Consider the following 24,407-nt stretch of genomic DNA (forward strand, 5'->3'; position numbering starts at 1 on the left):
TAACATGAATATCTTAGTCATCAACTGCGGAAGCTCATCCCTCAAGTACCAGCTGATCGATTCCGAGACCGAGAAGGTTCTTGCAAAGGGCCTCTGTGAGAGAATCGGCATCGACGGCGCGCTGACCTACCAGCCGGCCGGCGGGGAGAAGGAGAAGAGCTCCATCCCGATGCCGACCCACAAGGAAGCCCTGCAGGCAGTCATCGATGCCCTGACCGACGCGAAGAAGGGCGTGATCAGCTCGCTCGCGGAGATCGGCGCGGTTGGACACCGTGTCGTACACGGCGGCGAGAAGTTCTCCGCTTCCTGCCTGATCACCGACGAGACGATCAAGGCGATCGAGGACTGCAATGAACTTGCCCCGCTGCACAATCCGGCAAACCTGATCGGCATCCGCACCTGCCAGAAGCTCATGCCCGGCGTTCCGAACGTTGCCGTATTCGACACCGCCTTCCATCAGACGATGCCGCCGGTTGCCTATATTTACGGCCTTCCGTATGAGTACTATGAGAAGTACAAGATCAGAAAGTACGGCTTCCACGGAACCTCCCACCGCTATGTCTCCCTGAGAGCTGCCGCGATGCTTGGCAAGAAGCCGGAGGATCTCCGGGTCATTGTCTGCCACCTCGGCAACGGCGCTTCCGTGTGCGCGGTTAACCGCGGCAAGTCTGTCGATACCTCGATGGGCTTCACCCCGCTCGACGGCCTTGTTATGGGAACCCGCTCCGGTTCCATCGACCCGGCGATCATCGATTTCATCGGCAAGAAAGAGAACCTGGATTTTGACGGGGTCAATGAGATCCTGAACAAGAAGTCCGGCCTTCTCGGCATTTCCGGTCTTTCCAGCGACGGCCGCGACCTTGCCGAGGCGGCGGAGAAGGGCAACGAGAGAGCCCAGCTTGCCCTCGACATCTTCCGCTACAGGGTTGCCTGCTACATCGGCGCGTACGCGGCGGCGATGAACGGCGTGGATGCCATCGCGTTCACCGCGGGCATCGGCGAGAATTCCGAGAACATGAGAACCTCCGTGTGCTCCCGCCTGACCTATCTGGGCGCTTATCTTGACCCGCAGGCCAACGAGATGCACGGACAGGAGAGAGTGATCTCCACACCGGATTCCAAGGTGAAGCTGCTTATGATCCCGACCAACGAGGAGCTCGCGATCGCGAGAGACACCCTGGCAATTGTCAGCGGCAAGGAAGCCTGAAGCGCTGCGGATTAGAGAAAAGAGAGAGCCTGACGTGAAGTCCCCGCGGGCTGCCTTTGGGGCGGGCCGGTTTTCCGGCCCGCTTTATCTGCGTTTAAGGGCGCGCCCGGCGGCACGGCAGGTGATTGAGTGCACCTAAATTTCTGTTGACATCTGTTTTTGACCTGGGTATAATAATGAGCAGTGCTTTTTGACAAGGAGGTGGAAACATGTCTATTTGTCCCAAGAACAAATCTTCGAAGGGTAAGAGAGACCGTCGCAGAGCGAACTGGAAGATGAGTGCAATGAATCTGGTTAAGTGCCCGAAGTGCGGTGCCCTCATGATGCCTCACAGAGTCTGCAAGAACTGTGGTACATACAATAAAAAGGAGATCGTCAAGGTCGCTGACTGATGACGTTTTTTCTTCGCGAAGATTATCGATGGAAGTCCCCGGTGCGCACCGGGGACTTTTGCTGTCTACGGGGAAAATGATCCGGCCGTTGATTTTGACCATGCTTTTTGCTATCATGAAACCGATGTTTTTCTCCGAGGGGAGAGGGCAGGCAGAACAATAAGAAACAGGACAGGAAGAAAAAGATGATTCGTGTTGCGGTGGATGCCATGGGCGGGGACAATGCGCCCCTGGAGATTGTAAAGGGCGGCCTTCTGGCCGCGGAAGAACGGAAGGATATCCGGGTGATCCTTGTCGGTAAGGAGGAGGTCATCCGGAAGATCATCCGGGAACAGGGGAAGGATGAGAACCTGGTTGATATTGTGAACGCCGGCGAGGTGATCGAGACCGGGGAGCCGCCCGTCCTTGCCATCCGGAAGAAAAAGGATTCCTCGATCGTAGTCGGCATGAAGCTGGTGAAGGACGGGGGCGCGGATGCTTTCTGCTCCGCCGGCAGTTCCGGCGCGGTCCTGGTCGGCGGCCAGCTGATCGTCGGCAGGATCAAGGGCGTCGAGCGGCCGCCGCTCGCTCCGCTGATTCCGACCGAGAAGGGGCCGGCGCTCCTGATCGACTGCGGGGCAAATGTGGATGCGCGCCCGTCCCATCTGGTGCAGTTTGCGCAGATGGGCTCCGTCTATATGGAAAATATTGTCGGCATCAAGAATCCGCGCGTCGGGCTGGTCAATATCGGCGTCGAGGAGGAGAAGGGCAATGCCCTGGCGAAGGAAACCTTCCCGCTTCTCAAGGCCTGCCCCGGGATCAATTTTGTGGGCAATGTTGAGTCCAGGGAGATCCCCCACGGTGCCGCGGATGTGTATGTCACGGAGGCATTTACCGGCAATGTCATTCTCAAGCTCTACGAGGGCCTTGCGATGACCCTGCTGTCCAATATCAAGAGGGGAATCTATTCCAGCACGCGCGCGAAGATCGGCGGGCTGCTGATTAAGCCGGCACTAAAGAAAACACTGAAAACTTTTGATGTGAACCACTACGGCGGCGCACCGCTTCTGGGCCTCAAGGGGCTCGTCGTCAAGACCCACGGAACCGCCGATGCGGAGATCGTGCGCAACACAATATTCCAGTGTGTAACATTTAACGAGGAACAGATCAATGAAAAAATCAAACAGCGCCTGTTCCCGGAGGAGGAGAAAAACGATGGAATTTGAGAAGCTGCAGGAAATTGTCGCGGAAGTCATGAATGTGGACCGCGAGGATGTCACACCGGACACGAAATTTGCCGACGATCTCGGCGCGGATTCCCTGGATGTGGTGCAGATTGTCATGGCGATCGAGGACGAGTTTGATGTCGAGATCCCCACAGAGGAAATCGAGAAGATCGTGACCGTTGGCGACGCGGCAGATATGCTTGCCAATGTGAAGCAGTGATGTTGTTCTGGCCCTGCCGCTTAACCGCGCAGGGCTTTTTCTTAAGAAGGGACTTCCATGAATCTCAACCTGACTGAATTACAGAAAAAGATCGGCTATTCTTTCAAGGACACGGCGCTGCTCAGCCATGCGCTCACCCACACGTCCTATGCCAATGAGAAGCACCTCGGCCATACCGGGAGTAATGAACGTCTGGAATTTCTCGGCGACGCGGTGCTGGAGCTGACGAGCAGCGAATATCTTTTCCGGCACTATCCGGAAATGCCGGAGGGGGATCTCTCCAAGATCCGGGCCAGCCTGGTCTGCGAGCCGACGCTCGCCTACTGCGCGGAGGAATTTGCCCTCGGCGATTACCTGCTTCTCGGCAAGGGCGAGGACGCGAGCGGGGGAAGAAAGAGAAATTCCATCGTCAGCGATGCCTTTGAGGCGCTGATCGGCGCGATTTACCTGGATGGTGGTTTTGCCAGCGCAAAAGAATTTGTCCTCCGGTTTGTCATGAATGACATGGAGCACAAGAAACTCTTTTATGATAGCAAGACCATCCTCCAGGAGGCTGTGCAGGGCGCGGACAGGGGAGAACTCACCTATGTGCTGGTCGGGGAGTCCGGGCCGGATCACAACAAGACCTTTGAGGTTGCCGCCCTCGTCGGCGACGAGGAGATCGGCAGGGGAACCGGGCACACCAAGAAGGCGGCAGAACAGAGCGCGGCCTTCCGCGGGCTGATGAAGCTCAGAAGGGGCACGGAAGGCAAGGCGGAGGCCGGGCCGGACGGCAGCGGGAAAGATAAGGCGGAGGCCGGGCCGGACGGCAGCGGGAAGGATAAGGCGGAGGCCGGATCAGACGGCAGCGGGAGAGGCGAATGTATCTAAAAAGCATCGAGATCCAGGGCTTTAAATCCTTTGCGAACCGGATCGTCTTCGAGTTCCACAACGGCGTTACCGGCATTGTCGGCCCGAACGGGAGCGGCAAGAGCAATGTCGCGGACGCGGTCCGCTGGGTGCTCGGCGAGCAGAGCGCAAAGCAGCTCCGGGGCGGATCCATGCAGGATGTCATTTTCTCCGGCACAGAACAGCGAAAGCCGCAGGGATTTGCCTTTGTGGCCATCACGCTGGACAATTCCGACCATGTCCTCGCGGTCAGCTACGATGAGGTGACCGTCTCCCGCAGGCTCTACCGGAGCGGGGAGAGTGAATACAAGATCAACGGCACCTCCTGCCGCCTGAAGGATATCAACGAGCTGTTCTATGACACCGGCATCGGCAAGGAGGGCTATTCCATCATCGGCCAGGGGCAGATTGACCAGATTCTCTCCGGGAAACCGGAGGAGCGCAGAGCCCTTCTGGATGAGGCGGCGGGCATCGTGAAATTCCGCCGAAGGAAGGCGGAAGCCCAGAAGAAGCTGGACGATGAGCAGGCGAACCTCGTCCGGATCAACGACATCCTCTCCGAGCTTGAAAAGCGGGTTGACCCGCTGAAAGGACAGGCGGAGAAGGCGAAAAAGTACCTGGAACTCCGGGAACAGCTCAAAGTGTATGATGTCAACCTCTTTCTCACGGAGACCAAGTCTCTCCGAGAGCAGTACACCGAGGCGGAGAAGCGGGAAAATACCGTGGAGGAGCGCCTTGCCGAGGTGAAGGCCGCGGCGGAGGAAAAGCGGGCAGAGCACCAGAAGCTTGCCGACGAGGCGGAGGCGCTGGACCGGGAGATCGCCGAGGGCGATGAGGCGTCGAAGAACGCCGAGCTCGAGATCCGGTCCCTGGAAGGCCGGCGGGATGTCCTCACCCAGCAGATTGCCGGCGAGAAGCAGGCGGAGAGCCAGGTGGACGAGCGCCTGCACACCGTCACGGACGACCTCAGAAAGCACAGGGACGAGGCCGAGACGGCGAAGAAGCAGCAGGAAGCTTATGCCCATGAGGCAGCCGGATCAGCGGAGGCTATTGCAGGGGCGGAGCAGGCGCTCGCGGAAGCTTCCCGGGCAGCCGCGGAAAAAGAGGCGGAGATTGAGAAAGCCAGGGAAGCCATCATCAGCTCCCTGGGGAAAAAGGCGCAGATCTCCGCGGAAAAGCAGCGTTTTGCGACCAGGCTGGAAGAGATGTCCTCCCGGCAGGAGGAAAATGCCACCCGCATCGAGCGCTACCGGAGCGACGAGACCGCGGGTTCGGAAGAGCTTGCGGACTGCCGAAGGCGCCTCGCGGAGAACGAGCGCGCCCTCGCCGGTGCTGCGGAGAAGATCCGGACACTTCGCAATCAATCCGCCGCCGAGGAGGAGGAGATCCGCCGGCTGAACCGTGCCCTCTCGGGCGCCCAGCAGGAATACCACATCGCAGACACCCGCAGGGAGAGCTTAAGGAACATGGCCGAGCGCTACGACGGCTACGGCAGCTCGATCCGCCGGGTCATGGAGCAGCGCGGCAGGGTTCCCGGCATCCTGGGGGTGGTGGCTGACCTCATCAGCACCGACCGCCGCTATGAGACTGCCATCGAGACCGCGCTCGGCGGCCAGATCCAGAATATCGTCACCGACAGCGAGCTGACCGCAAAGCGGATGATCGGCTTTCTCAAGCAGAACCGGTTCGGCAGGGCAACCTTCCTTCCGTTGACCAGCATGCGCGAGCGGGAAGGCGGCCGTCCGGTCACCGGGCAGGGCGTCATCGGCATGGCGGACACGCTGGTCCGGACTGAGCCGAGATACCGCGGGGTGATTTCCCAGCTGCTCGGGAGAACCGTGGTGGCCGACAATATCGACAGCGCAATCGCCTTAAACCGGGCGAACCACTACAGCCTCCGGATTGTCACGCTGGACGGGGAGCTTTTGAACCCCGGCGGCTCCATGACCGGCGGCGCGTTCCGGAACAGCAGCAACCTCCTTGGCCGTAAGCGGGAACTTGAGGATCTGGAAAATGCCTGCGCGAAAGCGCTCGAGAAGGTGGAAAAGCTTCAGCAGTCTCTTGTGAATACGGAGGAACAGCACGAGCGCACCGCCGAGGAGGCGGATGAGGCCGGAAAAGACAGCCAGAAACTCACAATTGAGAACCGGGAGCTCGCCATGCAGCTTAAGCAGGCGGAGGAGAAGCGGGAGGAACTGAAAAAGACATTTGCCGGGCTCAAAGCCGATTCCGCGGATCTCCAGGCGGAGATCGGCAAACTTCGTGAAATGAAGGCGGACGCGGAGAGGGCAGAGCAGGAGATTGATGAGCAAAATGGCAGCCTCTCCGAGAAGGCGGAAAGCCTCGGGATGGAACTTTCCCGCCTGAGGGAAAGCCGTGAGGAAGCGGAACAGAGCCTCTCGGAAAAGCGCGTTGAGGATTCCCGTCTCAGGCAGAAGGGCGAATTCCTCCGCCAGAACGCCGCGCGCCTCGCGGAGGAGATCCGAAGCCTTGAGGCGGAGGAGAAAAGCCTCCGGGAGAAGAATTCCGGCCGCGGGGACCGCGTTGCCGGATTTTCCCGGGAACTTCAGGAGATTGGTGCCCGGATGGAGGAGAGGACACGGGAGCTTGCCGGCCTCAAGCAGAAGACGGACGGGCTCCGGGAGGAGAAAGCCGGGAAGGCCGGGCAGCAGAGGGCATTCTTTGAGGAGAAAGAAAAGCTCGACGAGGAAATGCGCCTTCTTGACCGCGACCTTCTCCGGATCCAGAACCAGCTGGAAAAATACGCCGACCGCATTTCCCAGCAGTCGGATTATATCCGCACCGAATACGGCATGGAGCATGACGATGCCGAGAAGCTCCGCGATGAGGACCTGGGCTCCGCCGCGGCGATGCGCAGGGAAATCTCGGCCCGGAAGGGGGAGATCCGTGCGCTCGGCAATGTGAATGTGAACGCCATCGAGGAGTACAAGGAAGTCTCCGAGCGGTGCACGTTCATGGAGAAGCAGCATGCCGATCTGGTTGCCGCGGAGGCGGCGCTCACCAGGATCATCACCGAGCTCGATGAGGGCATGCGGAAGCAGTTCACCGAAAAATTCCGGCGGATCAGCGAAGAGTTCGACCAGGTATTCAAGGAACTCTTCGGCGGCGGGACGGCGTCCTTAAAGCTCGAGGAGGGCGTGGATGTCCTCGAGGCCGGCATCGGGATTATCTCCCAGCCGCCGGGCAAGAAACTGCAGAACATGATGCAGCTGTCCGGAGGGGAGAAAGCGCTGACGGCGATCGCGCTCCTGTTCGCCATCCAGAACCTGAAACCGTCGCCGTTCTGCCTCCTTGATGAGATCGAGGCGGCGCTCGACGATTCCAACGTGGACCGCTTCGCCGGCTATCTGCACAAGCTGACCAGCCACACGCAGTTTATTGTCATCACCCACCGCCGCGGCACCATGCTCGGCTGCGACAGGCTCTACGGGATCACCATGCAGGAGAAGGGCGTGTCGACTATGGTTTCCGTGAACTTGATCGCGGCGGACCTGGAAGGAGAAGAAAAACATGGCAGAGACTAAAAAAGGATTTTTCGGCCGCCTGGTGGAAGGCCTGACCAAGACCAGGAAATCGATCGCGCAGGGGATCGACAGTATTTTCGGCGGATATTCCGCGATCGATGAGGATTTTTATGAGGAGATCGAGGAGACGCTGATCATGGCGGACATCGGCATAAAAACCACGACGGCCATCGTCGAGGATCTCCGGAAAAAGGTTGCGGAGAACCACATCAAGGATCCGGCGGAATGCCGGGATCTCCTGATCAGCTCGATCAAGGAGCAGATGGTTCCGAATGAGAATGCCTACGAATTCGAAAACCGGAAATCGGTCGTCCTTGTGGTCGGTGTCAATGGTGTCGGCAAGACTACCTCGGTCGGCAAGCTCGCGGACATGATCCGGCATGAGGGGAAAAAAGTCATCCTCGCGGCGGCGGATACCTTCCGGGCAGGGGCGATCGAGCAGCTGTCCGAGTGGGCGAACCGCGCCGGCGTGGAGCTGATCTCCCAGCAGGAGGGCTCCGACCCGGCGGCGGTGATCTATGACGCCATCCAGGCGGCAAAGGCGAGAAACGCGGATGTGCTGATCTGCGACACGGCGGGGCGGCTTCACAATAAGAAGAACCTGATGGAGGAACTCAAAAAGATCAACCGGGTGATTGACCGGGAATACCCGGACGCTTACCGGGAGACACTCTGCGTCCTCGACGGCACAACCGGGCAGAACGCCCTGGCGCAGGCGAAGCAGTTTATGGATGCGGCGAAGATCACCGGCATCATCCTGACCAAGCTCGACGGCACGGCAAAGGGGGGAATCGCGGTGGCGATCCAGTCTGAGCTCGGCATCCCGGTGAAGTATGTCGGCGTCGGAGAGAAGATTGACGACCTGCAGAAATTTGACGCGAATGACTTTGTGAACGCATTGTTTACCGCAGGCGAAGCGGAGAAGGCGTGAGGAGGAGCTATGCAGCCTGAGGGTGAAGGGACTTTAATAAAAAATATGATCTATCTGGCCAGGTGGACCCTCCTGTCCCTCGTGATCGGCGCTGCGTCAGGTTTTGTGGGCGGTTCCTTCGGCCTGGGCGTGGCCTGGACCAGCGGCATCTTTCAGGCGCACCATGGCCTGCTCTTCCTTCTTCCGGCCAGCGGCCTTCTGATCCTGCTTCTCTACCATGTGCTCGGGGAGGACAACAACCGGGGAACGAACGCCATGCTGGAGGCGGTCGCGGGGGAGAATAATGTCCGGCCGGGGATTGTGCCGGCCATCTATTTCGGCTCCCTGCTCACCCACATCGCAGGCGGCTCCGCCGGCCGCGAGGGGGCAGCACTCCAGATGGGCGGCGGCCTTGGCACGATGTTCGGCCGGATCTTCCGCCTGAATGAGGGGGACATGAAAATCGCGGTCATGTGCGGGATGGCTGGTGTATTTTCCGCACTCTTCGGGACGCCGATGGCGGCGGCCCTCTTCGCGATGGAGATTGTGAGCGTCGGCATGATCTACTATTCCGCGCTCGTACCCTGCGTGTTCTCAGCGTTTTTCGCGAGGTACATCTCCATCCGGATGCATCTTGCCCCGACGGTATTTACCATGGGGGAGGTTCCCGCATTTTCCGAGCCGAACGCGGTATTGACCGTGGCGCTCGGGCTCTCCTCGGCCGTGGTCGCGATCCTGTTCTGCATGCTCCTCACGGAGACGGCGGGATTCTATGACCGGACGCTGAAAAATAAGACCGTCCGCATTCTTACCGGTGCGATTCTGGTCATCGTCCTGACGCTCCTGGACGGGTCCTACCGTTACAACAACACCGGGGCGAACCTGATTGTCAGCGCGCTCAAGGGGGAAGCGCTCCCCTGGGATTTCTTCCTGAAGTCCATTTTTACCGCGCTGACCCTGGAGGCCGGCTTCAAGGGCGGAGAAATCGTTCCGGCTTTCTCCGTGGGCGCCTGTTTCGGCTGCGTCTTCGCGAACGTCCTCGGGCTTCCGGCGGGGCTCTGTGCGGCCTGCGGGATGCTGGCGGTCTTCGCCGGCGTGACCAACTGCCCGCTGACCGCCCTGCTGATCGGGTTTGAGATGTTCGGCTACAGCGCGATGCCCTATTTTGTTATCGTCATCGCCGTGAGCTTCACCTTCTCCGGCTATTTCAGCCTGTATTCCTCCCAGAGCGCAGACTTTGGCAAGACCAAGGCGGTACGGATCAACAGGAAAATGCGGAACATCACATTTTCCGCTTATCTGCAGCGGTGGAAGGCAAAAAGAGAGCATAAGAAGGGGGAGAACTGAGCCTGCTAGTTTTCGTCGCATCTTTGGGCAAGGTATGCTATAATCAGAAGAAATGAAGGAACTCTGTGAAAGGGGATTCGGTCCATGAAAAACAAGAGGGTAATGCTCAAGCTTTCCGGCGAGGCGCTTGCCGGCGAGAAGAAGACCGGCTACGACGAGGATACTGTGCGCGCTGTCGCTGTGCAGGTGAAGAAGGCTGTGGATGCCGGGATAGAGGTTGGCATTGTCACCGGCGGGGGCAATTTCTGGAGAGGCCGCTCGAGCAAGGCGATCGACCGCACGAAGGCGGACCAGATCGGCATGCTGGCGACCGTGATGAACTGCATCTATGTCTCGGAGATTTTCCGCTCGGAGGGGATGAAGACGAAGATCATGACGCCGTTTGCTGTCGGTGCCATGACGGAGCTCTTCTCCAAGGATAAGGCGGTCCGGGCCCTGGAGAAGGGCACGGTGGTGTTCTTTGCCGGCGGTACGGGACATCCGTTCTTCTCCACAGACACCGGGGTCGCGCTCCGCGCGGCGGAGATTGACGCGGACATGATCCTCCTGGCGAAGTCTGTGGACGGTGTCTATGACAGCGATCCCAAGAAGAATCCGGATGCGAAGCGATTCGACCGGATTTCCATCCAGGAGGTTCTTGACCGGAAGCTTGAGGTTGTGGATCTGACTGCCTCCGTGATCTGTATGGAGAATCACATCCCGCTTGCGGTGTTCAGCCTGAATGAGAAGGACGGCATCGAGAACGCCCTCAGGGGCAAGGTCAACGGAACGATCGTGACCGCGGACTGACGAAGGAAAATTATCCGGCGGGCAGGAAAGCCTGCCAGAATAAGGAGAAGGAATTTATGGATGAGAGACTCAAGGTATACGACGAGAAGATGACGAAGTCCTACAACGCGATGATCGAGGAGTTCACCGCCATCCGCGCCGGGCGCGCCAATCCCCATGTGCTGGACCACATCCGGGTAGACTACTACGGCTCGCCGACCCCGATCCAGCAGGTGGCCAATGTGACCGTTCCGGAGGCGAGGATCATCCAGATCACGCCCTGGGACAAGAAGATGGTGAATGCCATTATGAAGGCGATCCAGACCTCGGATCTCGGCATCAATCCCAACACTGACGGCTCGACGATCCGCCTGGTGTTCCCGGAGCTCACCGAGGAGCGCAGAAAGGAACTCTCGAAGGACGTCCGCAAGAAGGGCGAGGCGGCCAAGGTGGCTGTCCGCAATATCCGCCGCGATGCCAACGAGCAGGTCAAGAAGATGCAGAAGAACGGCGATATTTCCGAGGATGACCAGGCAAATCTTGAGGATGATATCCAGAAGGCGACGGACAAGATGATGAAGAAAGTGGACAAGGCCGTCGAGGACAAGACGAAGGAGATTATGACGGTCTGATTCGCGGAGAAAGCCGAAAGAGGGGGCAGGTTTTCTGCCCCCTTTTCTGTGAAAGGATGGGTTTTTATGGCAGAGGAACTGGAAGGTCTTGTCATCCCCAGGCATGTCGCCATTATTCTCGACGGCAACGGCCGCTGGGCAAAGAAGCGGGGACTCCCGCGGACCGCGGGCCACAAGCAGGGCTGCGCCGCCGTGGAGCAGACCGTGGAGGACGCGGCGCGCCTCGGGATCCGGTATCTTACGGTATACGGATTCTCTACGGAGAACTGGAAGCGGCCGGAGGATGAGGTGAGCACCCTCATGAACCTGTTCCGGTTTTATACGAAGCGCCTGCTCAAGATCGCCACAGCCAACAATGTTCGGGTGAAAATGATCGGCGAGCGGACAAGGTTTGCCCCGGATCTCCAGGAGGGGATCCGCCAGCTGGAGGAGCGGACGAAGGAGAACACCGGGCTGACCTTCGTCATCGCCGTGAATTACGGCGGAAGGGATGAGATTACCCGTGCCGTCCGCCGGATTGCGGAGGAGGTGAGGTCCGGAATCCTGGACCCGGGGGAGATTACGGAACAGAAGGTCGCTGCCTATCTGGATACGGCGGGAATCCCCGATCCGGACCTGCTCATCCGCACAAGCGGGGAGCTTAGGCTGTCCAATTTCCTGCTCTGGCAGCTCGCCTACGCGGAATTTTACATTACCGATGTCCTCTGGCCCGATTTCAACCGGGAGGAGCTGATCCGGGCGATCCGCGCGTACAATCGGCGCGACCGGCGCTTCGGAGGCGTTAAGGCATAAACAGGAGGCGGTTATATGTTTGTCACCCGACTCATCAGCGGAATCGCCTTGGTGGCGGTTCTCATCGCGGTCATGCTTGCCGGGGGATCTGTGGTCTTTCTTGCGACATTTCTTGTCGCCATGATCGGCATGTTTGAATATTACCGTGCGGTCGGCATCGAGAAGGCGGCTCCCGGCATCGCCGGCTATGCCTGCTGTGCCGCCTTTTACATTCTCACCGCCCATCGGGCGGAGAGCCTCGCGCAGCTCTTCATCGTGATTTCCCTGATGGCGGTTATGGCCTGCTATGTCCTTCAGTTCCCGAAATTCACGATCGAGCAGGCCGCGGAGGCATTTCTCGGCGTTGTGTATCCAGGCGTTATGATGTCGTATGTATACCGGGTGCGTATGATGCCGGACGGCCTGTACCTTGTCTGGCTGATCTTCCTGAGTGCCTGGGGCTGCGACACGCTGGCCTACTGCTCGGGGCGGCTGTTCGGGCGGCATAAGATGACGCCGGTTCTCAGTCCGCACAAGACGGTGGAAGGGGCTGTCGGCGGGACGCTCGGAGCGGCTCTTCTCGGGTTCCTGTTCGGCATGGTTTTCGCGGACAGGCTCACGCTCGCGAATCCGGCAATCGCATGCACGCTCTCGTGTGGCATCGGCGCCCTCATCTCGCAGATCGGCGATCTCACCGCCTCGGGGATCAAGCGGAATCACGGCATCAAGGATTACGGGCACCTGATTCCCGGGCATGGCGGCATCATGGACCGGTTTGACAGTGTGATCTTCACAGCGCCGGCGATCTATCTCGCGCTGATGTTCCTGGCAAAGTGATAGGGAGGAATCATGGCAGAGCAGAAGAAAATCAGTATTCTCGGTTCGACGGGATCCATCGGGACACAGACCCTTGAGATTGTCCGGAATAACGGCGATCTCCGGGTGACGGCGCTCGCCGCGGGGAAAAATGTCCGCCGGATGGAAGAGCAGGTCCGGGAGTTTTCCCCGGAAATGGCAGTTCTCTATGACGAGGACGCGGCGGCGGAGCTTAAGGAGCGTGTCCGGGATCTCCCGGTCCGGGTTCTTTCCGGCATGGACGGGCTTCTCGCGGCGGCTGCCGAGGCACCGGCGGACATCGTCGTCACGGCGGTCGTCGGGATGATCGGAATCCGGCCGACGATCGCCGCCATGGAGGCAGGACGGGATATCGCCCTGGCGAACAAGGAGACGCTGGTTACGGCGGGGCACATCATCATGCCTCTCGCGGAGAAGACGGGGGTCAGGATCCTTCCGGTCGACAGCGAGCATTCGGCCATCTTCCAGAGCCTCCAGGGGGAATCGATGAATAAGATTCATAAGATCCTGCTGACGGCAAGCGGCGGCCCTTTCCGGGGGAAAACCAGAGCGGAGCTCGCGGATGTCCGGGTTGAGGACGCCCTGAAGCATCCCAACTGGTCGATGGGAAGGAAAATCACGATCGACAGCTCCACGATGGTTAACAAGGGGCTGGAGGTCATGGAGGCCCACTGGCTGTTCGGCGTCTCCGTGGATGATGTCCAGGTGGTCGTCCAGCCGCAGAGCGTCATCCACTCGATGGTCGAGTATGAGGACGGCGCGGTCATTGCCCAGCTCGGGACGCCGGACATGAAGCTGCCGATCCAGTACGCGCTGTACTATCCGTACCGCCGGTTTCTTCCGGGGAAGCGGCTGGACTTTGCGGCGCTTAAGTCCATCACCTTTGAGGATCCGGATCCGGTGAATTTCCCGGGACTTGGGCTTGCCTTCCGGGCCGGCCGCCGGGGCGGGACGCTGCCGGTGGTCTTCAATGCGGCGAACGAGAAGGCGGTCGCCCTGTTCCTTGACCGGAAGATCCGCTACCTCGCGATCCCCGAGATCATCCAGGCGGCGATGGAACACCATACGGTCCGGGACAATCCGTCCGTGGAGGAGATTCTCCGGGCGGAGCGGGAGACGGACGAATATATTGAGGGAAGAACATGGTGATCAACATTCTCTGCGCTGTTCTCGTCTTCAGCGTTATCGTGCTGTTTCATGAGCTGGGACATTTTCTCATGGCAAAGCGCGCCGGCATCGGCGTCGTGGAATTTTCCCTGGGCATGGGGCCGCGGATCCTGAGCTTTGTCTGCGGCGGCACCCGCTACTCGTGGAAAATCCTTCCGCTCGGCGGCTCCTGCATGATGCTTGGGGAGGACATGGATGATGTGCCGGAGGAGGAGATTCCGGACGGCGTCACCGGCATCCCGTTCGGACAGGCCCCGGCATTTGCTCGGTTCCTTGTCATTTTCGGCGGGCCGCTGTTTAATTTCCTCATGGCGTTCCTCTGCGCGTTCGTCATGATCCTGATGTCGGGCTATGACCGGCCGGTGATCCAGAGTGTCATGGAAGGGTACCCCGCTGAGGAGGCCGGGCTCCAGGCAGGAGATACGGTCACAGACATCAACGGGCACGCGATCCGGATATACCGGGATATGACCGCCTACACCCAGACGCATACCGGGGCGGAGTTGGAGGTGACGGTCCTCCGCGGCGGGGAAAAGCGGACGGTGACCCTCACCCCGGCGTACTCGGCGGCGGACGGGCGCTACCTGATCGGAATCCGCGGCGGCGCCTATGAACAGGCCAATGTCCTCACCGCGGCGAAGTACAGCGTCTATGAGCTGCGCTACTGGGTGTACATCACCTATGAGAGCCTGTTCATGCTTGTCCGGCGGCAGGTATCCCCGGATGAGCTGAGCGGCCCTGTGCGTATCGTGTCGATGATCGGCACAACCGTCCAGGAGACCCGGCAGTACGGGATCGGGACGGTTATCGTGAACCTTCTCAATATGACCGTGCTTCTTTCCGTGAACCTCGCGGTCATGAACCTTCTGCCGCTGCCCGCGCTCGACGGGGGCAGGCTCCTGTTTATCATCGTCGAGATGATCCGCGGCAGGCGGGTGGATCCGGAGCTGGAGGCGAAGGTGCACATCGCCGGGTTTGGCCTGCTGATGGCGCTCATGGTCTTTGTCTTCTATAATGATATCCGGATGCTCTTAAAGTGACGGGGCTTCGGAGCGGAATGTAAGCCGTCCTGACGGGCAGGCGATGCACAGGAAAAGAGGAAAATATGGCATTCAGGGATCACACAAGAGCAGTGAGGATCGGAAACCGGGTGATCGGCGGCGGCCGGCCGGTGCTGATCCAGTCGATGTGCAACACGAAGACCGAGGATGTAGAGGGAACGGTCCGGCAGATCCTCCGCCTGGAGAAGGCCGGCTGCGATATTATCCGCTGTGCTGTTCCCACGATGGAGGCGGCTCTCGCGATCCGGGAGATCCGGAAACAGATCCACATCCCGCTCGTCGCGGATATTCATTTTGATTATCGACTCGCGCTCGCGGCGATGGAGAACGGCGCGGACAAGATCCGCATCAATCCGGGCAACATCGGCTCCGATGAACGGGTGCGCGCCGTGGTGAACGAGGCCCGGGACAGGCATATCCCGATCCGTGTCGGGGTCAATTCCGGTTCCCTGGAGAAGGACATTCTGGAAAAATATCACGGCGTCACGGCGGAGGGGCTCGTGGAGAGCGCTCTCGACAAGGTGCACCTGATCGAGGACATGGGCTATGACAATCTCGTCATCAGCATCAAGTCCTCGGATGTCCTGATGTGTGTCCGCGCGCATGAGCTGATCGCCGGGAGGACGGACCACCCGCTCCATGTCGGGATCACCGAGGCCGGAACCATCCTGGAGGGCAGCATCAAGTCCGCGGTCGGCCTCGGCCTCATCCTCTACCAGGGGATCGGCGACACGATCCGGGTATCCCTGACCGGGGACCCGCTTGAGGAGGTCCGGGCGGGGAAGGAGATCCTCCGGACGCTCGGCCTCCGGAAGGGCGGTGTGGAGGTTGTCTCCTGCCCGACCTGCGGCCGGACGCAGATTGACCTGATCAGCCTGGCAAACCAGGTGACGGAGATGGTCAGGGACTATCCGCTGGATATCAAGGTAGCCGTCATGGGCTGTGTGGTCAACGGTCCCGGCGAGGGCAGGGAGGCTGCTCTCGGGATCGCCGGCGGCGTCGGGGAGGGGCTGCTCCTTAGACACGGCGAGATTGTCCGGAAGCTCCCGGAGGATCAGCTGCTCCCGGCGCTCCGGGCAGAGCTTGACCGCATGGTCATGGAGAAGAATCAGAAGGAAATCAGCACTTCCTGAACTGGAGGGATAGCATGAAGGCGTTTCTGGAGGTATTTGCCGGGATTCAGGTGGATCAGGATCTCCTAGGGCTTGCGGAGCTGATCCGCGTGGACAGGGTCACGGTGAACCGCAGCCGGACGAAGCTGCGCGTCTACACCGAGAGCCCCCGGCTGCTCTTCCGGGGGACAGTTGACCGGCTGGAGCGGACGATCTCCCGCCAGCTTTTCCCCGGGCGAAATGTCGATGTCCATATCCAGGAAAAATATCATCTCTCGGAGCAGTATACGCCGGAATCCCTGATGGAGGTCTACCGCGACAGCATTTCCCAGGAGCTCCGGCGCTACAGCATCCTGCTGTTCACGATGTTCCGCCGGGCGCGGATCTCCTACGCGGGAAAGGACGGGATGACCCTCGATCTGGAGGACAGCCGGATAGCCCGCGAGAAGGCGCCGGAACTGAAGCGTGTCCTGGAGAAGATCTTCAATGAGCGCTGCCAGGTTCCGCTGGAGATTACCCTGGCCTGGCATGAGCCGGCGACCAAGCAGGAGGAGGCGAGCGAGGCTTACGTTCTCCAGGTGCCGGAAAAGGGCGTACAGGCGATCGCCGAGCCGGAGAGGGGATTCCCGGCATCCTCCGGCGAGGACGGCATGGCAGGGGACGCTTCCGGAGCCCGAGAGGCTTCCGGGGCCGGAGGGGCTTCCCCGGAGAATGCCGGGAAGACGGGCACACCCGCGGGGAAGGCCGTCCCCGGGGAGAATGCCCGGAAGAAGGCAGCGGCCGGGGATGCCCACGGACAGGAGAAGAGCACCTTCCGCGGCCAAAGGGACGGCCAGAAGGACAGGTTTGCGGATCGCGGCCGGGGAAAGAAATTCGGCAGAGGCGCCCGCAGGCCGTATTCCCGTTCGGAGAACGAGGACGTCCTCTACGGCAGGGATTTTACCGATGAGCCGATTCCGATCAGCGAGCTCGAGGAGAGGAGCGGCATCACCGCCGTCCGCGGACAGATCCTCAAGGAGGAGGAGCGCGAACTTCGAACCGGGAATAAACTCTTTATTTTCAACATTTCCGATTTTACCGACACCATCAGCGTCAAGATCTTTTCCTCCGAGGAAAGCCTTGACGATCTGAAAAACGCGACGAGGCCGGGAACTTTTGTCGTGATCCGCGGCGTGCTGACCCACGACAAGTTCGACGGCGAGCTGACGCTGGGATCGGTCTCCGGTATCAAGAAATGCGCGGATTTCCGGACAAAGCGCGAGGATCACAGCGAGATCAAGCGGGTGGAGCTCCACTGCCACACCAAGATGTCCGATATGGACGGCGTCTCGGATGTCGCGGACATCGTGAGCCGCGCGAAGTCCTGGGGAATGGACGCCATCGCCGTGACCGATCACGGCTCGGTGCAGGCATTTCCCGACGCCGCGGGCGCTGCGGGGAAGGACATCAAGATCCTCTACGGCATGGAGGGGTATCTTGTCGATGACACCCTGGAGCTCGTGGTCAACGGGAAGGGACAGAGCCTCGACGATCCCTGTGTCGTCTTCGATATTGAGACGACCGGCTTCAGCGCGGTCCGGGACCGGGTGATCGAGATCGGCGCCGTGAAGGTGGAACATGGCCGGATCACAGACAAATTCAGCACCTTTGTGAACCCGAAGGTGCCGATTCCCTTCCGGATCGAGGAACTGACCAGCATCAATGACAGCATGGTTGTCAATGCGCCGCCGATCGAGGAGGTGCTCCCGGAGTTTTTCAGGTTCTGCGGGGACGCCGTCATTGTGGCGCACAATGCCTCCTTCGACACCGGCTTCATGCGGGAGAATGCCCGCCGGCTCGGCCTTCCCTACGACCCGACGATCCTGGACACGGTTTCCCTGGCACGGATGCTTCTTCCGAACCTTCACCGGTTCAAGCTGGATACGGTCGCGAAGGAGCTGCACATTTCCCTGGAGAACCATCACCGGGCGGTCGACGACGCGGGCTGCACCGCGGAGATTTTCTGCCGTTTCGTCGAGATGCTGAAAAACCGCGGGATCCGGACGCTCGGAGAGCTCGCGGAGAAGGACCGGATGACGCCGGACATGATCCGGAAGATGCCGACCTACCATATTATTCTTCTGGCGAAAAATGACCTCGGCCGGATCAACCTTTACCGGCTCGTCTCGGAATCCTGCATCAATTACTTTGCCCGGAAGCCGAGGATTCCGCGGAGTATTCTCAAAAAGTACCGCGAGGGGCTGATTCTCGGCTCCGCCTGCGAGGCCGGCGAGCTGTTCCAGGCGATCGAGCGCGATGTGCCGGAGAGCCGTCTCGGGAAAATCGTGGAATTTTACGATTATCTGGAAATCCAGCCGACGGGGAACAACGAATTTCTCCTGCGGAATGAGTCCAGCGGGTATCATGATGAGGAAGACCTGCGGAACCTCAACCGGAAGATTGTGCGCCTCGGCGAAAAGTTCAACAAGCCGGTGTGCGCGACCTGCGACGTGCACTTCCTGGATCCGGAGGATGAGATTTACCGGCGGATCATCATGTATTCCAAGGGGTTTGAGGATGCCGACCACCAGCCGCCGCTGTACCTCAGGACGACGGAGGAGATGCTCGAGGAATTTTCCTATCTCGGCAGCGACAAGGCGCGGGAGGTCGTGATCACGAACACCAGGAAGATCGCGGCGATGATCGAGCCGATCCAGCCCACCCGGCCGGACAAGCGGCCGCCGATCATTCCGGATTCCGACAAGACGCTCCGGACGATCTGCTACAACCGGGCGCATGAGATTTATGGCGAGAATCTGCCGAAGATCGTCACCGACCGCCTGGAGGTTGAGCTCAACTCGATCATCAGCAACGGGTATGCCGTCATGTACATCATCGCCCAGAAGCTCGTCTGGAAGGCGAATGAGGATGGGTACCTGGTCGGCTCAAGAGGGTCTGTCGGCTCGTCGTTTGTCGCGACGATGGCGGGGATCACCGAGGTGAACCCGCTGAGCCCGCACTATTACTGCCCGAACTGCCATTACTACGATTTTGATTCGGAGGATGTGAAGAAATACGCGGGCATGGCCGGCTGCGACATGCCGGATAAGGTCTGCCCGAAATGCGGAAAACCGCTCAAGAAGGACGGGTTTGACATCCCGTTCGAGACCTTCCTCGGCTTTACCGGGAACAAGGAGCCGGATATCGACCTGAACTTCTCCGGGGAGTACCAGTCCCGGGCGCACGCCTACACGGAGGTCATCTTCGGCAAGGGGCAGACGTTCCGCGCCGGCACCGTCGGCACCGTGGCGGACAAGACGGCGTTCGGTTATGTGCTCAGGTACTGCGAGGACAAGGGCATTTTCAAGAGGCCCTGCGAGATGGACCGGATCGCCTCGGGCATGGTTGGCGTCAGGCGCACAACCGGTCAGCACCCCGGCGGGATTATCGTCCTTCCCGTGGGGGAGGACATCAACTCCTTCACCCCTGTGCAGCACCCGGCGGATGATCCCGAATCGCGGACAATCACGACGCACTTTGATTACCACAAGATCGATAAGAACCTGCTGAAGCTCGACATTCTCGGGCACGATGATCCGACGATGATCCGCATGCTCCAGGACCTGACCGGGAAGGATCCGACGACGTTCCCGCTCGACGACCGCAGGGTCATGAGCCTGTTCCAGAACACCGATGCCCTCGGCATAAAGCCCGAGGATATCGGCGGCTGCCCGCTGGGATGCCTCGGCATTCCGGAGTTTGGCACCGATTTTGCCATGCAGATGCTTCTGGACACGAAGCCGAAGTACCTGTCCGACCTGGTTCGCATCGCGGGACTTGCCCACGGCACGGACGTCTGGCTGGGCAATGCGGAGACCCTGATCAAGGAAGGCACCTGCACGATCAGCACGGCGATCTGCTGCCGTGACGATATCATGATCTACCTGATGGGCAAGGGCCTCGACCCGGCGCTCGCGTTCAATATCATGGAGAAGGTCCGCAAGGGCAAGGGGTTAAAGCAGGAGTGGATCGACGAGATGAAGAAGCACGATGTGCCGGACTGGTACATCTGGTCGTGCAAGAAGATCAAGTATATGTTCCCGAAGGCGCACGCCGCGGCCTACGTCATGATGGCGTGGCGGATCGCGTACTGCAAGATATATTATCCGCTCGCCTACTACGCGGCGTTCTTCTCGATCCGCGCGAATGCCTTCGACTATGAGAAAATGTGCCAGGGCAGAGAGCGCCTGGAGGAAAATCTTGCCCGTCTCCGGGCGAGAAAGGATGCCGGCGAGAAGCTGACCTCCAAGGATGAGGACAGCATCCGCGATATGCGGGTTGTCCAGGAGATGTACGCCCGGGGATTCTCCTTTATGCCGATCGACATCTACCGGGCAGATTCCCGGCATTTCCAGATCATCGACGGGAAACTCATGCCGTCGCTCGGCAGCATCGACGGCCTCGGCGAGAAGGCGGCCGACGCGATCATGTTCGCCGCCGAGGAGGGGAAGTTCCTCTCCAAGGAAGATTTTATGAACCGGACGAAGGTCGGCCGGAGCATCTGCGACCAGCTGGACCGGCTGGGCCTCCTTTCTGGGCTTCCGGAGTCCAACCAGCTCTCGCTGTTTGACCTGCTGTGATGGATTCCGCACATCGGGCGAGGCTATGCTTCGCCGATGTGCGGAATTCCTGTGTGTCCGGCACATGGGGAGAATCGTGCAGACGGCATGTGAGGTTCTGAACATTCTATGCATCGGGAAGATAACGAAATGTCTATCGAGATTGCAAGAAAATACCTGGAAAAGGCGGGATATGCGGACCGGATCATCGAGCCGGAGGCGTCCACGGCGACGGTTCCGCTCGCGGCGAAGGCTCTCGGAACCACGGAGGCGGAGATCGCGAAATCGCTGTCGTTCCTCGTGGACGGAAAGCCGGTGATGATCCTCATGGAGGGCGACGCCCGAATCCAGAATCATAAATATAAGGAGACCTTCCACACCAAGGCGAAAATGATCCCGCCGGAGCAGGTGGAGGAGCTGATCGGGCACGAGCCGGGCGGCGTGTGCCCCTTCGGGATCCGGGACGGTGTCGCCGTCTACCTGGACGAGGATCTGAAAAAATTTGCCTACATCTATCCGGCTGCCGGAAATGACCATTCCGGCGTAAAGCTGACCCCGGAGGAGCTGTACAGGCTCTCAGGGGCAAAGGGCTGGGTGGACGTCTGCCAGTAATCCGGAAGCTGCCGTAAAGCCGCAATTCCGGCAGCGGCAGCAGGACGTGGACATCCATGCGGCATTTATCTGGAGGAGATAAGCATGGCGATGCATTTTTTAACGGAGGAAGAGCGCAGAAAGCTCCTGGTTCTCCGCCATACCCTGCACGCCCACCCGGAGCGCTCCGGGGAGGAGCGGGAGACAAAGCGGCGCCTTATGGAATTTCTCCGGGAGAATACCTCCCTCCGCCTGGTGGAGCGGGAAAGCTGGTTTTATGCCGTCCTTACGCGGGAAAATAAGGACCGGCGCCCGCCCATCGCCTTCCGCGCGGACATGGATGCGCTGCCAGTTCCGGAGACGATTGATCTTCCCTACGGATCAACTGTCGCGGGGACGGCGCACAAATGCGGCCACGACGGGCATTCCGCATGTCTCGCGGCACTCGGGCTTATGCTGGAAGGAGATCCGCGCATCCGGAGAACCGTCTACCTGGTCTTCCAGGCGGCGGAGGAGACGGGAAGGGGAGGAAAGGCGTGCGCGGATTTTCTTCGGGAGGCAGGCATCGGAGAAGTGTACGCCTTCCATAATCTGAGCGGCTATCCGGAGAATGCGGTCATGGTCCGGGACACATTGTCCCAGTGCGCTTCTCGCGGCCTGACGTTCCACTTTTTCGGAAAAAAATGTCACGCGGGGGAACCGGAGGACGGGCGAAATCCCGGCCCTGCACTCGCGCGGATGGAGCTGTTCGCGGAGGAGCTTGCCGCCGGGGGCAGGGTGCCCGCCGGAAGCAGGCTTCCCGGCGGGAATGAGCGGTCCGTCGGGAATGGGGAGGAATCTGCCGGTGCGGGGAAGGCGCAAGCCGGAGATCTCCGACTGGTCACGTTAGTCGGCATGAATGAGGGTGGGAAGGACTTCGGAATTTCCCCGGGCGAGGGGGAGATCTCTTTCACTCTTCGAGCAGGGCGGGAGGACGAGATGGCGGAGATGGAATCCTTACTCCGCGGGGAGGCGGAGAAGCTTTCCTGTCGATACGGCCTCACATCCAGCTGCAGCGTGTCGGATCCCTTTCCGGCGACGGTGAATGATCCGGAGTGTGCGGAAAAAGTCCGCAGGGCGGCTTCCTCACTGGGATTCCGGGTGGTTCCGATGGAAAATCCCTGGCGCCCCTCGGAAGATTTCGGCTGGTATCTGAAGTCCTGTCCCGGTGCGATCTTCTATGTGGGAAATGGAGAAAACTGGCCGGCTCCCCACGAGCCGGAATACGATTTTAATGACAGGATTCTCGAGACAGCGCCTGCTGTCTTCCTGCGGCTTGCTGAGGGGTGACGGCTCCGGAGGTGCTGTATTTCCTTCTTCCGTTCAGCCATGATCTGTGATATATTCTAGTGTGACTATTCAGAATCCATGGTTTGGGGAAGCCACGCTTCATTCGCTGCGCGGGTTCCGGGCGCCCAGGGCGCTTCGCTTTAAGGCCGGGAATACAGATCCACAGCCCGCGGCGGTCTATTTACGGCATTTCCGCCAGGGGCTTGGCCGATTTAAAGAAGGATGATATGCAGGAAAATACCAATAAAGAGGAAAAAAACACCGGAAAGCAGAGCTCCGGCGGAATCCGGATGCTGAACCGGATGCTGACCGCGGTCATCGGCATTCTGGTCATTGTTCTGCTGGCGACAGCGGCAAGGCGCTTCGGGGGAGAAAAGAGCGGAACCGGGGCGACAGCGGCTGACCTTCCCAGCGCGGGGGAAGCTGCGTCGGCGAGCGTCGCGGACGCATCCCGCGAAGCGGAGGAGAAGCAGGATATTATTGCGTCCTACGGAAAGCTCGGCATCGCCAATGTCGACGGATACCTCAATATCCGGAAGGAGCCGACGGAAAATGCCGACATCATCGGCAAGCTTCAGGGCGGTGCCGCGTGCACGGTCACCGATGATTCCACCGACGGATGGTATCAGATTTCTTCCAATGACATTACCGGGTATGTGAACGCCTCCTATATGCTGACCGGGAGTGAGGCGGCGGAGCGCGCGGAGGAGGAGATCGCGGAGCGCGCGGTCGTCACCGCGGACGCGGTCAATATCCGGAAGGAGCCGTCGACCGACGCGGAGGTGGTGGGGCAGGCCTTGAAGGGCGAGCGCTATCTCGTCAAAACGCCGGCAGAGGACGGCTGGATCGGGATCGACGGCGGTTATATTTCCGCGGATTATGCGGAGGTAAAGCCCTGCTTAAACGAAGCGCGGAAGCTCGATATGAAGGCCATGGTGCTCAACCTCTATGACAATCTGGGCGTATCCAAGGTCGATAATTATCTGAATATCCGGGAGACCCCGGGGAATGACACGAAGATCATCGGCAAGCTGACCAGCAAATGCGGCTGCGAGATCATCGAGATGACCACCGACCACGAATGGTACAAGATCCAGTCCGGCCCGGTGACCGGATACGTGAAGGCGGAGTACATCGCGACCGGCGATGAGGCCAAACAGCTCGCCATCGACAACGCGAAGCTCATGGCGATTGTCTCGACGGACATGCTGAATGCCCGCACGGAGCCCAGCATGGACGCGAAGATCTGGACGCAGATTTCCAACGCCGAGCGTTACGACGTGGTCAGCCAGCAGGACGGCTGGGTGCAGATTGCCCTCGATGAGGACGAGACCGCCTATGTCCGCAGTGAGTACGTTGATGTGCGCTACGCGCTCCCCGAGGCGATCAAATTTACCCCGGTGACGGAGAGCACGCCTGCGCTGCCCTCGCTCCGGACACAGCTGGTGAACTATGCCCTCCAGTTCGTCGGCGGGCGGTATGTCTGGGGCGGTGATGACCCGCACACCGGTGCCGACTGCTCTGGCTTTGTGAAATACTGCTACCAGCATGTCGCCAGCGTCACGCTGGAGAGAGTCTCCCGCGACCAGGCGCGGCACGGCACGAGGGTGAGCTCGTCACAGATGCAGCCCGGCGACCTGATTTTCTACGCGAATAAGAGCGGGGTCGTCCACCATGTCGCCATGTATATCGGCAACGGGCAGATTGTCCACGCGGCGAGCCGGAGGAGCGGAATCAAGATTTCCACCTGGAATTACCGTACCCCGTACCGTATCGTGAGCTATCTCGGCGGCTGAACCCGGAGGTGAA

The 24,407-nt window shown here is 59.9% G+C and carries 18 protein-coding genes and 1 pseudogene; all 19 read left to right on the forward strand.

Annotation, left to right across the window (positions count from 1 at the left end; all coding sequences use genetic code 11):
• Positions 1 to 4: 4 nt before the first annotated feature.
• Positions 5 to 1,207, forward strand: coding sequence for an acetate/propionate family kinase (locus tag ISF27_RS02485; protein ID WP_194608796.1), 1,203 nt, complete (start codon positions 5 to 7; stop codon positions 1,205 to 1,207).
• Positions 1,208 to 1,416: 209 nt separating this feature from the next.
• On the forward strand, positions 1,417 to 1,599 hold the full coding sequence (gene rpmF, locus ISF27_RS02490; protein WP_194608798.1) for a 50S ribosomal protein L32: 183 nt from the start codon (positions 1,417 to 1,419) through the stop codon (positions 1,597 to 1,599).
• 185 nt (positions 1,600 to 1,784) lie between these two features.
• On the forward strand, positions 1,785 to 2,804 hold the full coding sequence (plsX, locus tag ISF27_RS02495) for a phosphate acyltransferase PlsX (RefSeq protein WP_194608800.1): 1,020 nt from the start codon (positions 1,785 to 1,787) through the stop codon (positions 2,802 to 2,804).
• The gene (acpP, locus tag ISF27_RS02500) at positions 2,794 to 3,024 is read left to right on the forward strand and encodes an acyl carrier protein (protein ID WP_194608802.1); all 231 of its coding nucleotides are present in this window, start codon (positions 2,794 to 2,796) and stop codon (positions 3,022 to 3,024) included. Before plsX ends, acpP begins: the two co-directional genes overlap by 11 nt.
• A gap of 57 nt (positions 3,025 to 3,081) precedes the next feature.
• A pseudogene (rnc, locus tag ISF27_RS02505) lies at positions 3,082 to 3,759 on the forward strand (ribonuclease III); the annotation flags it as partial.
• Positions 3,760 to 3,884: 125 nt separating this feature from the next.
• On the forward strand, positions 3,885 to 7,457 hold the full coding sequence (gene smc, locus ISF27_RS02510; protein ID WP_194608807.1) for a chromosome segregation protein SMC: 3,573 nt from the start codon (positions 3,885 to 3,887) through the stop codon (positions 7,455 to 7,457).
• Positions 7,444 to 8,388, forward strand: coding sequence for a signal recognition particle-docking protein FtsY (ftsY, locus tag ISF27_RS02515; protein WP_194608809.1), 945 nt, complete (start codon positions 7,444 to 7,446; stop codon positions 8,386 to 8,388). Before smc ends, ftsY begins: the two co-directional genes overlap by 14 nt.
• A 9-nt stretch (positions 8,389 to 8,397) precedes the next feature.
• Complete coding sequence (locus ISF27_RS02520; RefSeq protein WP_194608811.1) at positions 8,398 to 9,714, forward strand: chloride channel protein; 1,317 nt, start codon at positions 8,398 to 8,400, stop codon at positions 9,712 to 9,714.
• A gap of 84 nt (positions 9,715 to 9,798) precedes the next feature.
• The gene (gene pyrH / locus ISF27_RS02525) at positions 9,799 to 10,503 is read left to right on the forward strand and encodes a UMP kinase (RefSeq protein WP_194608813.1); all 705 of its coding nucleotides are present in this window, start codon (positions 9,799 to 9,801) and stop codon (positions 10,501 to 10,503) included.
• Between the two features lie 56 nt (positions 10,504 to 10,559).
• The gene (gene frr, locus ISF27_RS02530; RefSeq protein WP_194608815.1) at positions 10,560 to 11,114 is read left to right on the forward strand and encodes a ribosome recycling factor; all 555 of its coding nucleotides are present in this window, start codon (positions 10,560 to 10,562) and stop codon (positions 11,112 to 11,114) included.
• 66 nt (positions 11,115 to 11,180) lie between these two features.
• Positions 11,181 to 11,906, forward strand: a complete 726-nt coding sequence (locus ISF27_RS02535) for an isoprenyl transferase (RefSeq protein WP_194608818.1) — start codon at positions 11,181 to 11,183, stop codon at positions 11,904 to 11,906.
• A gap of 15 nt (positions 11,907 to 11,921) precedes the next feature.
• Complete coding sequence (locus ISF27_RS02540) at positions 11,922 to 12,722, forward strand: phosphatidate cytidylyltransferase (protein WP_194608819.1); 801 nt, start codon at positions 11,922 to 11,924, stop codon at positions 12,720 to 12,722.
• 12 nt (positions 12,723 to 12,734) lie between these two features.
• Positions 12,735 to 13,889, forward strand: a complete 1,155-nt coding sequence (dxr, locus tag ISF27_RS02545; protein WP_194608820.1) for a 1-deoxy-D-xylulose-5-phosphate reductoisomerase — start codon at positions 12,735 to 12,737, stop codon at positions 13,887 to 13,889.
• Positions 13,883 to 14,947, forward strand: coding sequence for an RIP metalloprotease RseP (gene rseP / locus ISF27_RS02550; RefSeq protein ID WP_207727365.1), 1,065 nt, complete (start codon positions 13,883 to 13,885; stop codon positions 14,945 to 14,947). The genes dxr and rseP overlap by 7 nt, the downstream gene beginning before the upstream one ends.
• Before the next feature lie 65 nt (positions 14,948 to 15,012).
• On the forward strand, positions 15,013 to 16,101 hold the full coding sequence (gene ispG / locus ISF27_RS02555) for a flavodoxin-dependent (E)-4-hydroxy-3-methylbut-2-enyl-diphosphate synthase (RefSeq protein WP_194608821.1): 1,089 nt from the start codon (positions 15,013 to 15,015) through the stop codon (positions 16,099 to 16,101).
• 14 nt (positions 16,102 to 16,115) lie between these two features.
• Positions 16,116 to 20,699, forward strand: a complete 4,584-nt coding sequence (locus ISF27_RS02560) for a PolC-type DNA polymerase III (RefSeq protein WP_194608822.1) — start codon at positions 16,116 to 16,118, stop codon at positions 20,697 to 20,699.
• A 129-nt stretch (positions 20,700 to 20,828) separates the two neighbouring features.
• Positions 20,829 to 21,290, forward strand: coding sequence for a YbaK/EbsC family protein (locus tag ISF27_RS02565; RefSeq protein ID WP_194608823.1), 462 nt, complete (start codon positions 20,829 to 20,831; stop codon positions 21,288 to 21,290).
• 84 nt (positions 21,291 to 21,374) lie between these two features.
• The gene (locus ISF27_RS02570; RefSeq protein ID WP_235985990.1) at positions 21,375 to 22,598 is read left to right on the forward strand and encodes a M20 metallopeptidase family protein; all 1,224 of its coding nucleotides are present in this window, start codon (positions 21,375 to 21,377) and stop codon (positions 22,596 to 22,598) included.
• A 227-nt stretch (positions 22,599 to 22,825) separates the two neighbouring features.
• Positions 22,826 to 24,394 (forward strand): C40 family peptidase, encoded by a 1,569-nt coding sequence (locus ISF27_RS02575; protein ID WP_194609650.1) that lies wholly within the window; start codon positions 22,826 to 22,828, stop codon positions 24,392 to 24,394.
• Positions 24,395 to 24,407 lie beyond the last annotated feature (13 nt).

The organism is Clostridium vitabionis, assembly GCF_015351765.1.
Lineage (GTDB): Bacteria > Bacillota > Clostridia > Lachnospirales > Lachnospiraceae > Clostridium_R > Clostridium_R vitabionis.